This window comes from Paenibacillus ginsengarvi (assembly GCF_003626695.1).
Lineage (GTDB): Bacteria > Bacillota > Bacilli > Paenibacillales > NBRC-103111 > Paenibacillus_AB > Paenibacillus_AB ginsengarvi.
On the sequence record NZ_RBAH01000018.1, the window covers coordinates 49,973 to 64,771 of the forward strand.

The following is a 14,799-nucleotide window of genomic DNA, read 5'->3' on the forward strand; positions in this document are numbered from 1 at the left end:
CTTTGATTCGGACCGAAGAACTGCTGCTTAACGTCGGACCCCAGCATCCGAGCACGCATGGCGTATTCCGCGTCATCGTCAAGCTCGACGGCGAAATCATTACCGAGGCTCGGCCCGTAGTCGGCTATTTGCACCGGGGGACGGAAAAGCTTGCGGAAGATTTGAACTATATGCAGATTATCCCTTACACCGACCGGATGGATTACGTCTCGGCGATGACGAACAATTACGTGCTATGTCATGCCGTCGAAACGATGCTTCAGCTCGAAATACCCGATCGCGCCCAATATTTGCGCCTGATCGCGATGGAGCTTCAGCGGGTGGCTAGCCATCTGGTGTGGTGGGGCACTTATTTGCTCGATATCGGGGCGATCAGCCCGTTTTTGTTCGCTTTCAAAGATCGGGAGATTATTATCGACTTGTTCAACGAATTGTGCGGAGCAAGGCTGACGTACAATTATATGCGGGTAGGCGGCGTCAAGTGGGACGCGCCGGAAGGCTGGATCGAGAAGGTTAGAAAGTTCGTCCCGCATATGCGCGAACAGCTGAAAGTGTACGACGATCTCGTGAGCGGGAACGAAATTTTCCTGGCCCGTATCAAAGGGGTCGGGACGTATACGGCCGAGGATGCTATCAACTACGGGCTAAGCGGTGCGAACTTACGCTGTACAGGCGTCAAATGGGACCTGCGTAAAGACCAGCCGTACGGCATTTACGATCGGTTCGATTTTGATGTTCCGGTCGGCATAAACGGGGATTGTTATGACCGGTACTTGGTCCGGCTCGAAGAGCTGCGCCAGTCGCTGCGTATCATCGAACAAGCGGTAGAGCAGTTTCCCGAAGGCGGCGACATTATGGGCAAAGTGCCTCGTGTCGTTCGACCGCCCGAAGGGGAAGCCTACGTACGTATCGAGTCGCCGCGCGGAGAGATCGGCTGCCATATCGTATCGAAGGGCAAAGATAAGCCGTATCGGCTGAAATTCCGGCGTCCATCGTTCGTTAACCTGCAAATTTTGCCCAAGCTGCTCGTCGGGCAGCCGATGGCGAACATGATCATGATACTCGGCGGTATCGATATCGTGCTCGGGGAGGTGGATGGCTGATGCTGGATCTGTTGTCCAAACAGCTGACATGGGTGAATTTCGGCATCATGTTCGCCTTTGCGGTATTGTTTCTTTTGCTTATTCTCGGATATGTGACCTATGCGATCTATTTCGAGCGGAAGGTGCTCGGCTGGATGCAGTTCCGCCACGGTCCGACCAAGACGGGGCCGCTTGGTTTGCTGCAGACGGTGGCCGACGTGCTGAAGCTGCTCATTAAGGAAGATACGATTCCGAAAAAGGCGGATCGCGGGCTGTTTATACTGGCGCCTGCCCTTACGTTTATACCCGCCTTTGCGGTGCTGGCGACGTTTCCTTTTACGAAAACGTGGCAGTTTGCCGATCTGAATGTCGGCCTGCTCTATTATGCGGCGTTGTCGAGCATATCGACGATCGGCATCGTGCTCGGCGGCTGGGCGTCCAACAATAAATATTCGCTGCTTGGCGGCATGCGTTCCGCCGCGCAAATGATTAGCTATGAAATCCCGCTGGTCATGTCGATGGTAGGCGTAATTCTCCTCTCCGGCAGCTTGAACTTGCGCAAAATCGTGGAGGCTCAGGGCAACTGGTTCTGGGAATGGAACTTTGTCCCGCAAATTATCGGGTTTGTCGTCTTCATTATCGCCGCCGTATCCGAGCTGAACCGGACGCCGTTCGACTTGCCGGAAGCGGAGTCGGAGCTGGTAGCCGGGTATCACGTCGAATACAGCGGTTTCCGCTTTGCCTTCTTCATGCTGGCGGAGTATGTGTATACGTTTGCGATTGCGGCTCTGACTACGGTACTGTTTCTGGGCGGCTGGCATGCGCCGTTTCCGTTCCTGGATTTCATACCGGGCATTCTCTGGTTTTTGATCAAAATGTCGATTTGCGTCTTTTTTATGTTCTGGCTGCGCGCGACTTTGCCGCGGGTAAGGATCGACCAGCTGATGGGTCTTGGCTGGAAGGTGCTGCTGCCTCTTGCGCTTGTGAACATTTTCTTGACGGCAATCGTGAAGGAGATCTTACGTTAAGGCGACTTTCCGAAAACGAGTACCGCTGCACTCGAGCAGATAAAGCCGGTTTACATGTGAGGACTTTCTCTGCAGCAATCGGACTTCGGAAAGCGTCCTACCATACCGGCTGGATTGGAGGGAAAGCATTATGAAAGGGATTGTGAAAGGGCTCGGGCTGACGTTTAAGACTATGCTGCAAAAAAAAGTGACGTACGCGTACCCGGATGTGCCGCTTCAGATGCCGGACCGGTTTCGCGGCATTCAGCATTTCGACCCGGAGAAATGTATCGTCTGCAACCAGTGCGCCAGAATATGCCCGACCGACTGCATCACCTTGACCGGGAAAAAGAACCCCGATCCGGAAAGCAAAATGAAGCTCATTATCGACACATTCGATATTAACTTCGAAATCTGCATCCTGTGCGATTTCTGCACCGAGGTATGCCCGACGGAAGCGATCGTCATGACGAACAATTTCGAGCTTAGCACGTACAGCCGCGACGATTTGTTCAAAAACTTGGAATGGCTGAATGACAACAATACGAATGTTCGTAAAGAGAACAATCTGGCGGCGCCCAAGGGAGGAGCCAAAAAAGATGCTGGCTAATATCGCGGACTTTTTCTCTAGCGGCGCCAACCTGGTTTTTTTCCTGTTCGCCTTGTTCGCGATCGGCGGCGCCATCTTTATGATCAGCTTCACGAAAGTCGTTTCGATGGTCGTATCGGTAGCCGTTACGTTCCTGAGCCTCGCCGGGCTGTACGTGCTGCTGGAGGCGGAATTTCTCGCGATGGCGCAGGTGCTTATCTATGCCGGGGGCATCTCTATCCTGATGATTTTCGGCATTATGATGACCCGCCATCAGGGAGAAGAGGAAGAGTCGAAGCAGCCTTGGTACTCAAGACTGTTATGGATCGGCATTATCGGGCTGTTCGGGATTTTGTTTTATGTCTTTCAGAAGACGACGTTTCCGCAAACCGAGTTCAAGGCGCCGGAGGACAATACGCTCGAGATCGGCAAACTGCTCTTCAATCAGCATGTGATCCCGTTCGAGTTAATGTCGGTGCTGCTCACTGTTGCATTTATCGGCGCTATCGTTTTGGCGAAGAGGGAGGAAGAATAGCATGAGCGGCACGATTCTGCCTTACTTGACGCTGGGAGCTATTTTGTTTTGCGTAGGCTTGTACGGGGCGCTGACGAAGAAAAACGCCGTCATCGTCCTGCTGTCGATCGAGCTTATGCTGAATGCGGCGAACCTGAATCTGGTCGCTTTCTCCAAATTCAGCATCGCTCCCTCGCTGCAAGGCCAAATTTTCTCCTTGTTCAACATGACGGTGGCGGCGGCTGAAGTAGCGATCGGAATCGCCATCCTCATTACGTTGTATCGGAACAAAGGAACGTCGAATGTGGACGACATGAACGAATTGAGGAAGTAACGGGAGGAAAGAAGATGGAGGCGTACGCAAAAATCGCTTGGCTCATCCCACTGTTTCCGCTTTTCGCGTTCCTCGTTCTGCTTGCCGCAGGCCGCGGCTGGAAGCGGGCGGCCCCATATGTCGGCACTCTGGCAACGCTCGCGTCGTTCATCGTATCGGTGCTCGTGTTCGCGGAACGTCTTGGGAAAAACGCGGAGGATTACACCTGGAACTCGCTGGAATGGATCAAGCTCGGAGATTATTCGCTCGCGATGGGGTACGAGATCAACAACCTGAACGCGCTTATGTTGATCGTCGTCTCGCTCGTCAGCTTTCTGGTCAATCTGTACTCCAAAGGATATATGGAGGGCGACGAGCGCATCTCGGTATTTTACAGCTACGTGGCGTTGTTCACGTTTGCCATGCTCGGCGTCGTCATGGCCGAAAATTTGCTCCAGTTATATATTTTCTGGGAGCTCGTCGGTCTTGGCTCCTTCCTGCTGATCGGCTTCTGGTACTTCAAGCCGGAAGCGAAGGCGGCCGCGAAGAAAGCATTTATTATCACAAGAATCGGCGACGTCGGTCTGTTCCTCGCCATCTTGCTGCTGTTCTGGCATATGCCGGGCCATTCGCTCGATTTCACGAATATTCATAACGCCTTTGCCGAAGGAAAAATATCCGGCGGCACCGCCACTCTGATTGCGCTGTTGATCTTCATCGGAGCAGTCGGGAAATCAGGCCAATTCCCGCTTCATACCTGGCTTCCAGACGCAATGGAAGGTCCGACTCCGATCAGCGCCCTGATTCACGCGGCTACGATGGTAGCTGCCGGGGTGTATTTGGTCGCCCGGACGTTCGACATCTTTCAGGCGTCGCCTGCCGCACTCGATACGGTTGCTTATGTCGGGGCTTTCACGGCGATTTTCGCCGCTACGATCGGGGTGGCGCAGAACGATATCAAGCGGGTTCTCGCTTATTCTACGGTAAGCCAGCTCGGCTATATGATGATGGCGCTTGGCGTAAGCGCCACCGTATCAGCGGGCATGTTCCATCTGTTCACCCATGCGTTCTTCAAAGCGCTCTTGTTCCTCGGGGCAGGCAGCGTCATTCATGCTGTACATACGCAAAACATTCACGAAATGGGCGGATTGTCGTCCAAAATGAAAATAACCGCCTGGACGTTCGGCATCGGGGCGCTCGCGCTGTCGGGCATTCCGCCGTTCTCGGGTTTCTGGTCCAAGGATGCGATTTTGGCCGAGGCTTATGCCGGCGGTCATACGGTTTTGTTTATCGTCGGACTTGTAGCAGCCTTCTTTACGGCATTTTACATGGCACGCCTGTTCTTCCTCGTCTTTACGGGCAAGCCTCGGGGCGAGCATCACAAACATGCTCATGAATCGCCTGCGGTTATGACGGTCCCGCTCGTTATTTTGGCGGTGCTGGCTGTCGTATCCGGCTTTGTGATGACGCCGTTTAACGGCTGGTTCGGCGAATGGCTTACCGGACAAACGCCGGAAGAACACAATGCGGCAATGGTTATGATCTTGTCGACGATTGTCGGCCTGCTCGGACTCGGACTCGGCTATACGATGTACGGTCCAGGGAAGGCGTATCGCGCCGCCAAAACGGACGGAGACTCCTGGCTGTACCGGCTTGTACACCATAAATATTACATCGACGAGCTGTACGGCATCATCATCGTGAAACCGCTGAAAGCGTTAGGATCGGGATTGACGCGTTTCGATCAGGTCGTTGTGGACGGCATCGTTCGGTTATGCGCGTCGGCCGTTACCGGCTTGGGACGACTCGGTTCGCGCGCACAGAACGGGCAAGTGCAAGTATACGGTCTCGTCATGCTCCTCGGGCTCGTGGCGCTTCTGCTCGTATTTGCCGGGAGGAGGTTATTGAATGTTTGGTAGCTGGCCCATCTTGTCGACGATCATCCTCTCGCCGCTGCTCGGCATTATCGCTTTGCTGTTTATACCGAAGCATAAAGGTCGCGCGCTGAAAACGGCTGCAATTGCCGGGGCGTTCATTCCGCTTATACTGGCTGCGCTTCTGTACGCCGATTTCCAGAACGACACGGCAGACATGCAGTACAAGGAAGACGTGAACTGGATTCAAATTCCGCTGAATAAGGAAATCAGCGAGATTAGCGAAGTGAAGCAGTTTTTTTACGAATTTGACTATACGCTTGCCATTGACGGTTTGTCGTTGCCGCTCGTCTTCCTGACCGCGCTTGTGACCGCGATGGCGGCGCTTGCCTCCGTCCATGTGAAGAAGCGGTGGAAGTCGTTCTACATCTGGTTTTTGCTGCTGGAAGTCGGCATGTTCGGCGTATTTATGGCCCGGGATCTATTCCTGTTCTTCCTGTTCTTCGAGCTAACGCTCATTCCGATGTTTTTCTTAATCGGCATATGGGGATACGGCGAACGGGAGAAAGCGGCGAACAAGTTTTTGATTTATAATGGGATCGGCTCGGCCATCATGCTGCTCGCTTTTTTCATCATTGTCAACACGGCGGGCTTCACAACGCAGACCGTCGGCGACGTAACCCAATTTTTCTATAGCGGCAGTCTCGAGGTCATCACGAAAAACTTGTTCCAGGATACGTCGGCGTTCGTCCATGCAGGTACCGAAGTGTTCCCGGGTAATCCGTTTTACTTGAGCGGGGCGATGAAATGGACGCTGTTCCTGATGCTTCTCGTCGCATTCGGCATCAAGCTGCCGATCTTCCCGTTCCATACATGGATGCTGAACGTACATACGGAAGCGCATCCCGCTGTCGTCATGATTCACTCCGGCATCCTGCTGAAAATGGGGGCATACGGCTTGCTCAGCTTCGGCATCATGCTGTTTCCCGAGCAGGCGAAGTCAGCGGCCGTGTTTATTGCTTTACTCGGCGTCATCAACATTTTGTATGGCGCGATACTCGCTTTTCGCCAAACCGATTTCAAGCTCATACTCGCTTATTCCAGTATCAGCCATATGGGCATCGTCCTGCTCGGTCTGGCGGCGTTTAATGAAATCGGCCTCAAAGGGGCCATCTTCCAGCTGGTCTCGCACGGGCTCATCTCGGCCCTCATGTTTCTGCTGGTCGGAAGCTTGTACGAGCGGACGGAAACGACGGAAATCCGCAAGCTTGGCGGGCTGGCCGCATCGCTTCCGTTTCTGTGCGGGTTCCTGATGCTGGCGGGTATGGCTTCTCTTGGGTTGCCGCTGCTGTCCGGTTTTATTAGCGAATTCCTGGCGTTCCTCGGCTTGTTTGACAGTATGCCGGTTATGACGGTGATCGGCGCGCTCGGCATCATTTTAACGGCGGTTTACGTCTTGCGCGGGGTGCTGAAAGTAAGCTATGGCCCGATGAACGAGTCGTACCGGGATATTCGCGATGCGAGGCTGATCGAAGCGATTCCGATGATTACGCTGGCCGCTTTCATTATCCTGATCGGCATCTATCCCGCCGTGCTTAGCGAGCCTATGCAGATGACGGTGAGCGGAATCGACCAATGGATACATAACATCGGGAAGATGGGAGGATAAAGCCATGAATCAACTGGAGCGTTTAACGGCAGGCGATATCGTCCATCTGGCCCCGGAGATCACCCTGGTTATTACGGCGGTCGTCCTGTCGCTCATCGATCTGGCTTTGCCGCGCTCGGTCAGCCGCAATTTTCTCGGATGGCTCGCGCTAGTCGGAACCGCCGTATCGGCCGCCTTCGTTCTCGGCGATATCGCCGCTCTTAATCCTTCGGGGGCGGAACAGCAGGCCACAGCCATCTCGCTGCTTGGCAACAGCTGGCGCGTGGACGATTTCGCGAACTTGTTCAAGCTGCTGTTCCTCGGGGGCACGGCGCTCATCCTGCTTATGAGCATCGGGAATGTCAAGGAGAGCGAAATTCCGCATACCGGCGAATATTATTACTTATTCCTCCCGGCCACGCTCGGAGCTATGGTCATGGCCTCCTCGGGGGACTTGATTACGCTGTTCGTCGGTCTGGAATTACTTAGCATCACGTCCTACGTACTCGTAGGTATGCGCAAAAAGATATATGCCTCCAGCGAAGCGGCGTTCAAATATGTCGTGACGGGCGGTATTTCGTCCGCGATCATTTTGTACGGAATGTCGTTTCTGTACGGTATGTCCGGGTCAACGAATATTGCGGTTATCAACCAATCGCTGTCAGCCAATTACGCGTCGTTTGAGCCTTTGATTTACATGGCCTTCTTTCTGCTGCTCGCCGGTTTCGGCTTCAAGATTGCGGCAGCGCCTTTTCATATGTGGGCGCCGGATGTGTACGAAGGGGCTCCGAACCCGGTAACGGCTTACTTGGCTGTAGTATCCAAAGCGGCCGGCGTTGCCATCACATTCCGCGTCTTGTATGACTTGTTCGGCTATAGAGGCTTGTTCGAGCAGCCTATCCATACGGATGTGCTTGCCGCTATAGGCGCGCTTGCAGCAGCTGCAATGATCGTAGGGAACTTCATCGCGCTCCGGCAAACGAATATGAAGCGGATGCTTGCGTATTCGGGGATTGCCAATGCCGGGTATTTGCTCGTACCGATCGGCACGCATTTCGGCATGGTCCATTACTCCAACTTTTCGGAAATGTTCTTCTACCTGATCGCCTATATGTTTATGAACATCGGAGCCATCGCGGTATTCATGGCGGTAAGCAACGCGGCGAAAAGCGAAAATATTTCCGCCTTTGCGGGCTTGTATTACCGCGCCCCGGGACTAGCCATAGCGATGGTCATTCTGATCTTATCGCTGGCGGGGCTTCCGGTAACGGGCGGATTTTTCGGTAAGCTGTACATTATGCTCGGTACACTGCAAATGCAGCATTATTGGCTGGCCGCCATTATGATCGGAACAAGCGTCGTTTCGTTCTACTACTACTTCGGCGTCATCCGGCAAATGTTCATGCGGTCGGAAGCGGATGAAACGGCGGTCAAAGCAACGCTCACGAACAGCATTACGATCTGGATTTGTGTGGCGGCTACCTTGCTGACCGGCTTTTTTCCTCACGTGGTGCTGCGCTTCATCGAATCGGTTTTCAGCTTGCAGAACGATTTGTTTCTGGGCATGTGACGTATATTTGTTAAGAAGCCTTTCCGATTCAGCGGAAGGCTTCTTTTTTTCGTCAAATACTAGGAGGAAGCGATTATTTCCCGGGAAAACACACTGTGAATTGGGCCTTTGGGCCTTATTTTGATACAATGAAAAGGGATGAAGGCCATGATGAAGAAATATATAAGTTCGGACTAATAGCGATGAAACGTTAAAGAGGATCTAACCGATGGTAAACCGATGGAAGCTGTACACGTGGGTTACACTTATCGCGATATGGCTGACTGCATTACATATGGATAGCTGGGGCAAGATCGCCTATGCGGATGGAGCGGCCGCTGGGTACACCCGGGAAAAAGCGACACAAGTGGCAGACTCCACATGGATTATCAAGTGGAGCGGAGAGCCAACCCCCGAATTTTATGCTTCCAGCGAGATCGTTAGACCTTATGACGCCTCCGGTACGGTTGTGGCAAAGCCCGCATCGGGTCGGAGCGAGGCCGAATGGCAGAGTCACTGGGAGCAAGCTGCGCAGGTGAGCTATGTTGTGCCGAATCGCGCCGTACAAACGGCTTCCGCAGCGACAAACGATCCCTTCTTGAGCAAACAGACATATTTAAACCAAACCCATACGATCGAAGCGTGGAACTCCGTCAACAAAAACGAATCGATCGTTATCGCCATCGTGGATACGGGGGTCGATCTGGACCATCCCGATTTGATAGGAAATCTTGTACCCGGCATTAATCTCGTCAATCCGGAAATACCGCCAGATGACGATAACGGGCACGGGACGAATGTGGCTGGCGTCATTGCCGCTATGGGCAATAACGGTAAAGGTGTTTCGGGCATGCTGTGGAAGGCCGGCATTATGCCGATCAAAGCGCTCGAAACGAACGGCCGCGGGGACGAGGATAAGCTTGGAGCCGGAATCCGATATGCCGTCGATCACGGGGCGAAAATTGTCGTTTTATCGGTCGGTTTGCTGCGTAACGATGCCTATTTGCAAGAAATCGTCCAGTATGCGGAAGATCATCAGGTGCTGCTGGTAGCCGCAAGCGGCAATGATGAGGGCCGCAACATCCGGTACCCGGCCGCTTATCCGACGGTGCTCGCCGTCGGCGGAGTGAATGAGAACAATGCGGCGGAGGAACGTTCCAACTACGGTCCGGAGCTGGATCTTGTGGCTCCATGGTCGGTGTTTACGACCGCCATGGAAGGCAAGTACGAATACCGCGATGGAACATCGATGGCCGCCCCCCAAGTGGCAGCGGCTGCGGCGCTGGTCTGGGCCAAATATCCGGAGATGAAAGTGAGCGAGGTGCGGAATTTGCTGCGCCAAACCGCTGACGAGATCGGGGAGCCGGGTTGGGATGAGCGTACAGGCTACGGGCTGCTTCGCGTCGACCGCGCGTTGAGCGAAGTGTATAAAACCGATATGTATGAGCCTAACGATCAAAGAACGGAAGCGAAGCCGATCTCGTTTGGACGAATGGTGTCGGCCGAATTGTCGGGAGGTTCTGATGTAGACTGGTTTTCGATCGATATTCCCTATGACGGGACGTTAAGCATGCGCCTAGTATCCGAGGATGCTCCGCCTTCATCCGTCAAGCTTACCCATGCGGGAGGGCGCGGCGTGTTCGCGTACCCCTTTAATCCCGGTACGCCGCTGGAGCTGAAGGTAGAGAAGGGGATGAACTCTTTCGCGGTACAGTACGACAAGAGCGACGAATCCCGGGCCTGGACGTACCGGTTAGCCTGTTCCTTTACCATTTACCGCGATCCGTTCGAAGATAACGATAAGCAGTATAAAGCATTCAAGCTTCCGGTTCGCAGCCAAACCGTTGTTGGCACGTTTGACCACGAAGGCGACGAAGATTGGTATGCGATCACGTTCGAGCAGTCGGGCAATGTGACGGTCACGATGACTCCGGACACGAAACGAATCGACCCGGTGCTAATGGTGCAAAAAAAGGGCGAGAAAGCCGTTACGATTGATGAGAATAGCGACGGAGAGCTCGAAACGTATACGTTCGAGGTTTTTCCGGGAACTTACTATTTGAGGGCAAGCAAGCTGCTTCCCGATCCGGCGATCGGCGAGTATGCGCTGAATATTCGGTATGAGCCGTTATATATCGACCCGAATGAACCGAACGACCGGCCTTATCAGGCCACGGTAGTCAGCTTTGACACCCCTTACGAGGGAGTTTTCGACCAGTCTGCGGATATCGACTATTTCAAATTTACGCTAACCGAGCGCAGCTTGGTGCGATTAACGGTTACGGGCATTCCGGAAAATCGCCAGCTCAGCGCCTCCTTTCAATATAGTAACCTCGGGGAAATTACGAAGCAGGTTAGTGTGCCGGGAGACCGGCGCATCGTGATGTCGGCGGCGTTAGATCCGGGTACGTACTTGATACGATTAGGAACGAATCAAGCCTTCCAGAATCAGATGTATAAGCTGAATCTTCATGCAGACGTTTTAAGCGGCAATTACACCGATATTACAGGGCACTGGGCGCATGACAATATTGTGGAACTGACGGATAAGGGCATTATCGAAGGGTATGGCAATTATGAGTTCCGCCCTGACCGGACAATTAGTCGTTCAGAGGCGGTTGCGCTCGTCGTGAAGGCGTTTGGCTACACGAAGAAACGTGAGGCGTATTTTCCGGATGTGCCTGCGGGCCACTGGTCGAACGATGCGATATCCAAAGCTTTGCAGGCGGGACTCGTCGACGGTTATCCGAATGGATTGTTTCGGCCGGACGGTTCGCTTAGCCGGGTGGAAATGGCGGTATTGTTCGCCAAGGCGCTGGGCATCAATGGTAAGCTGCGCGGCGACATTCCTTTTGCCGATATCGACGCCGACTACTGGGCGCTGCCGATCTTGAAGCAGATGAGTGCCGAGGGCTGGATAACCGGGTATGATGACGGCACGTTTCGTCCGGACCATCTCACAACCCGTGCAGAGTTCGCAGCATTGCTGAACCGCATCATGAATCGATAGATAGGCGATAGTGCTAATTGGAACGGCACTTGCAGAGAGGGTGGTAACGGATGGATGTTGCAGATAAAATGGCGTATTCGATGGGCATGACCGGTCTCCTATCGATTCTGGTCGCTCTCGTTTGTATCGCTGTGTCCTGGTGGGCGCTGCAGCAATTCCGCTTTGACCTGTTTTTGAAGCAGCCGAAAAGCCCGGCGGCCAAAATGCTCCAGGTGCTGCTCTCCATTGCCCTCGGTTATCAAGTCGCGCGGTTTGTGCTTGAGTATTTCAATTGGTCGCAATTGCTGAAGGGCATGTTTTGATGACGACTCCCCGCAGCGCTACATTATAAAGCAGCTTCCGAAACAAAGTCCGAAACTTGCTCCTATGGAATAACATTGTCGGATGTTGTCAACAATGGTAATACAGATGATTGCTGCGAAGGAAGAATTTTGTGGAAAAGCGGTTATGATACATTAGGCTGGAGCATGCAGCGACAACCACCATTTTACAGTTGTCACGCCGATAGCCCTGATGCTACACTGTACGCTGGGCGTTCGGGGAATTTTCCCATGCTGCGGCGTCATATACCGCTCAACAAGCGCGGAGGGGGAACAAGATGAGCACAATAATCGTCCGCGGTGGCAAACGATTGTCGGGAAGAGTAAAGATCAGCGGAGCTAAAAATGCCGTGCTGCCGATTATAGCGGCATCTCTGCTTGCTGCGGAAGGCGAAAGCATCATTCACGATGCGCCGCCCTTAGACGATGTGATGACGATCAATCACGTTTTACATTCGCTTGGCGTTCGCGTCCAATACCATAACGAGACGATTCGGGTCAATGCGGAGCAAATCACGACCTGCGAGCCTCCATACGAATGGGTACGCAAGATGAGGGCTTCTTTTCTCGTGATGGGACCGCTGCTTGCCCGGCAAGGCTATTCCCGTATTTCCCTGCCCGGCGGCTGCGCCATCGGGACCCGGCCAATCGACCAGCATCTGAAAGGGTTCGAGGCGCTGGGAGCGGAAATCGAGCTGGGGCAAGGATATATCGAAGCCCGGGTGAAAGGAAGACTGAAGGGCGCCAAAATTTACTTGGACGTCGCCAGCGTTGGAGCTACCGAAAACATAATGATGGCGGCCACTTTGGCAACCGGCACAACCGTTATCGAAAATGCCGCGCGCGAACCGGAAATCGTAGACCTCGCCAACTACTTGAACGCTATGGGCGCCCGCATTCGCGGAGCGGGGACCGGCCTTATCCGGATTGACGGGGTGGAAAGTTTGCGCGGAACCGTACATACTGTAATACCCGATCGAATTGAAGCCGGAACATTCATGATCGCTGGGGCCATATCCGGCAGTTCCCTTTATATTGAAGGAGCGATTGCGGATCATTTGCGCCCGGTTATTTCCAAATTGCAAGAAATGGGCGTGACGATCGAAGAAGACGAGAACGGGATTCATGTGTCGAGGGAGCGGCCGCTCCGAGCCGTCGACGTGAAGACGCTGCCGTATCCCGGTTTTCCGACCGATATGCAGTCACAGATGATGGCGCTGCTGACCGTATCGGACGGCACTGGCATCGTGACCGAAACCGTGTTTGAAAACCGGTTTATGCATGTCGAGCAGTTTTCTAGTATGCAGGCTCAGATTCGGGTGGAAGGGCGTACCGCTGTCGTCAGCGGCAATGCGAAGCTATGCGGGGCGAAAGTATGCGCTACCGACTTGCGGGCCGGCGCCGCGCTAATATTGGCCGCTCTGGCGGCTGAAGGCGAAACCGAAATCACCGGCGTTCACCATATCGATAGAGGGTATGTGGACATCGAGCGAAAGCTGCGCGACCTGGGCGCCGACATTCGACGCGTCAATCCGGTTCAGGATATCCAACCGGTGACGAACCACGAAATGAAAATATTTACGATACAACCGACGTGGGCTTGAATGGAGCAGGGAACTGTTTCGATCCTGCCTCTCGTATTCACCTATGCAAGCGGTGTTTTTTAAATAGAACCGTCACTCCAAGCCGATTTCGCTGCCAGCCGCGAGGTCGGCTTTCATTTTGCCGCGGTTCTAGCCCCTCTGTTCCTCTCATAATAATGGAGTATCATCCGCTAGAGACGCTGCGCTCTATCAATTATTATGGAGGAACCGATGAGAAACCGTATATCCGCTCAGCCCTGGATACCAACCGCCGCCCTATTTGCCGCAATACTTCTCGTTACGATGCTGCTACCGGGTATTCTAGTAAAACGGATTTCCGATCCGGAGCCGTCTCCTGCTGCAGCGGGGGAACTTGCCGAGCAGGAGCCCCATCTGCTCGTCCCCGTTTATTTGACGCGCGAGCAGAAGGTAGAGCAGGTCCCTTTGGAAACGTATGTTCGTAATGTGGTGGCTGCGGAAATGCCCGCCCAATTCGAGCTTGAGGCGCTTAAGGCGCAGGCGATCGCCTCCCGAACGTATATTATGAAGCGTATGCTGGAAGGTGATTCATCGCAGGTTCCTGTTCCGGGAGCCCTCGTAACCGACACAGTGGCTCATCAGGCTTATCTGACGGAGGAACAGATGAAGCGCAGTTGGGGCGAAGCGGATTATGCATCGCGTCTGGACAGGCTGAACCTGGCTGTCAAAGAAACGGCCGGGCTGATTGTCACCTTCGAGCATAAACCGATACAAGCGTCTTTTTTTTCGACCAGCAACGGATACACGGAAAACGCCGAAGACTATTGGCGGGATTACAGCCCGTACCTTCGCAGTGTGCCGAGTCCGTGGGACAAACAGCTTTCGCCGAAATTTACGGCAAAAACGACCTTTACCTTGCAGCAGTTTGCCAGCAGGCTCGGGCTCCCTTCATCCGCCGCGCTCGCGAAAAGCGGAAGCATTCGCATCCTGTCCACGACGGACGGGCACCGCATCAAGACGATATCGATAGCGGGCAAGACGTTTACCGGTCGTGAGGTGCGAGAGAAGCTGGAGTTGAACTCTTCCGATTTTACGTGGACTATTGGCGGATCTTCTATTGAAATTACGACGACCGGCTACGGACACGGCGTAGGCATGAGCCAGTGGGGAGCGAACGGGATGGCCAAGGAAGGCAAAAAGGCGGCGGCAATCATTCAATACTATTACAAGGGAGTCACGATCGAGGATGTCTCTGCACTTCTGAAGACGAAGGCTTAGAAGTAGAGGGACGAAGAGCGAAACATAAGGGCGCCAAGGTTTTCGACCGTTAA

General features: G+C 53.7%; 12 protein-coding genes. All 12 read left to right on the forward strand.

Going from position 1 to position 14,799, the window contains the following annotated elements; all coding sequences use genetic code 11:
- Positions 1–2 precede the first annotated feature (2 nt).
- The gene (locus D7M11_RS22435; RefSeq protein ID WP_120749500.1) at positions 3–1,103 is read left to right on the forward strand and encodes an NADH-quinone oxidoreductase subunit D; all 1,101 of its coding nucleotides are present in this window, start codon (positions 3–5) and stop codon (positions 1,101–1,103) included.
- Positions 1,103–2,110 (forward strand): NADH-quinone oxidoreductase subunit NuoH, encoded by a 1,008-nt coding sequence (nuoH, locus tag D7M11_RS22440; protein WP_120749501.1) that lies wholly within the window; start codon positions 1,103–1,105, stop codon positions 2,108–2,110. Before D7M11_RS22435 ends, nuoH begins: the two co-directional genes overlap by 1 nt.
- Before the next feature lie 130 nt (positions 2,111–2,240).
- Positions 2,241–2,699 carry an NADH-quinone oxidoreductase subunit NuoI gene (gene nuoI, locus D7M11_RS22445; protein ID WP_120749502.1) on the forward strand — a complete coding sequence of 153 codons (459 nt, stop codon included), beginning with the start codon at positions 2,241–2,243 and terminating at the stop codon, positions 2,697–2,699.
- Positions 2,689–3,213: an NADH-quinone oxidoreductase subunit J gene (locus D7M11_RS22450; protein ID WP_120749503.1), complete on the forward strand. Its 525-nt coding sequence runs from the start codon at positions 2,689–2,691 to the stop codon at positions 3,211–3,213. The genes nuoI and D7M11_RS22450 overlap by 11 nt, the downstream gene beginning before the upstream one ends.
- Before the next feature lies 1 nt (position 3,214).
- Positions 3,215–3,526, forward strand: coding sequence for an NADH-quinone oxidoreductase subunit NuoK (gene nuoK / locus D7M11_RS22455; RefSeq protein ID WP_120749505.1), 312 nt, complete (start codon positions 3,215–3,217; stop codon positions 3,524–3,526).
- 14 nt (positions 3,527–3,540) lie between these two features.
- Positions 3,541–5,424: an NADH-quinone oxidoreductase subunit L gene (gene nuoL / locus D7M11_RS22460; RefSeq protein ID WP_120749506.1), complete on the forward strand. Its 1,884-nt coding sequence runs from the start codon at positions 3,541–3,543 to the stop codon at positions 5,422–5,424.
- Entirely contained in the window at positions 5,414–7,048 is a 1,635-nt protein-coding gene (locus D7M11_RS22465) for a complex I subunit 4 family protein (RefSeq protein WP_120749508.1), read from the forward strand. The genes nuoL and D7M11_RS22465 overlap by 11 nt, the downstream gene beginning before the upstream one ends.
- Positions 7,049–7,052: 4 nt before the next feature.
- On the forward strand, positions 7,053–8,597 hold the full coding sequence (locus tag D7M11_RS22470) for an NADH-quinone oxidoreductase subunit N (protein ID WP_120749510.1): 1,545 nt from the start codon (positions 7,053–7,055) through the stop codon (positions 8,595–8,597).
- Positions 8,598–8,805: 208 nt separating this feature from the next.
- Positions 8,806–11,586 (forward strand): S8 family serine peptidase, encoded by a 2,781-nt coding sequence (locus D7M11_RS22475; protein WP_240041255.1) that lies wholly within the window; start codon positions 8,806–8,808, stop codon positions 11,584–11,586.
- 50 nt (positions 11,587–11,636) lie between these two features.
- Positions 11,637–11,888, forward strand: a complete 252-nt coding sequence (locus D7M11_RS22480) for a DUF1146 family protein (protein ID WP_120749511.1) — start codon at positions 11,637–11,639, stop codon at positions 11,886–11,888.
- 296 nt (positions 11,889–12,184) lie between these two features.
- Positions 12,185–13,510 (forward strand): UDP-N-acetylglucosamine 1-carboxyvinyltransferase, encoded by a 1,326-nt coding sequence (murA, locus tag D7M11_RS22485; protein ID WP_120749512.1) that lies wholly within the window; start codon positions 12,185–12,187, stop codon positions 13,508–13,510.
- A 210-nt stretch (positions 13,511–13,720) separates the two neighbouring features.
- Positions 13,721–14,746 (forward strand): stage II sporulation protein D, encoded by a 1,026-nt coding sequence (spoIID, locus tag D7M11_RS22490; RefSeq protein ID WP_120749514.1) that lies wholly within the window; start codon positions 13,721–13,723, stop codon positions 14,744–14,746.
- Positions 14,747–14,799 lie beyond the last annotated feature (53 nt).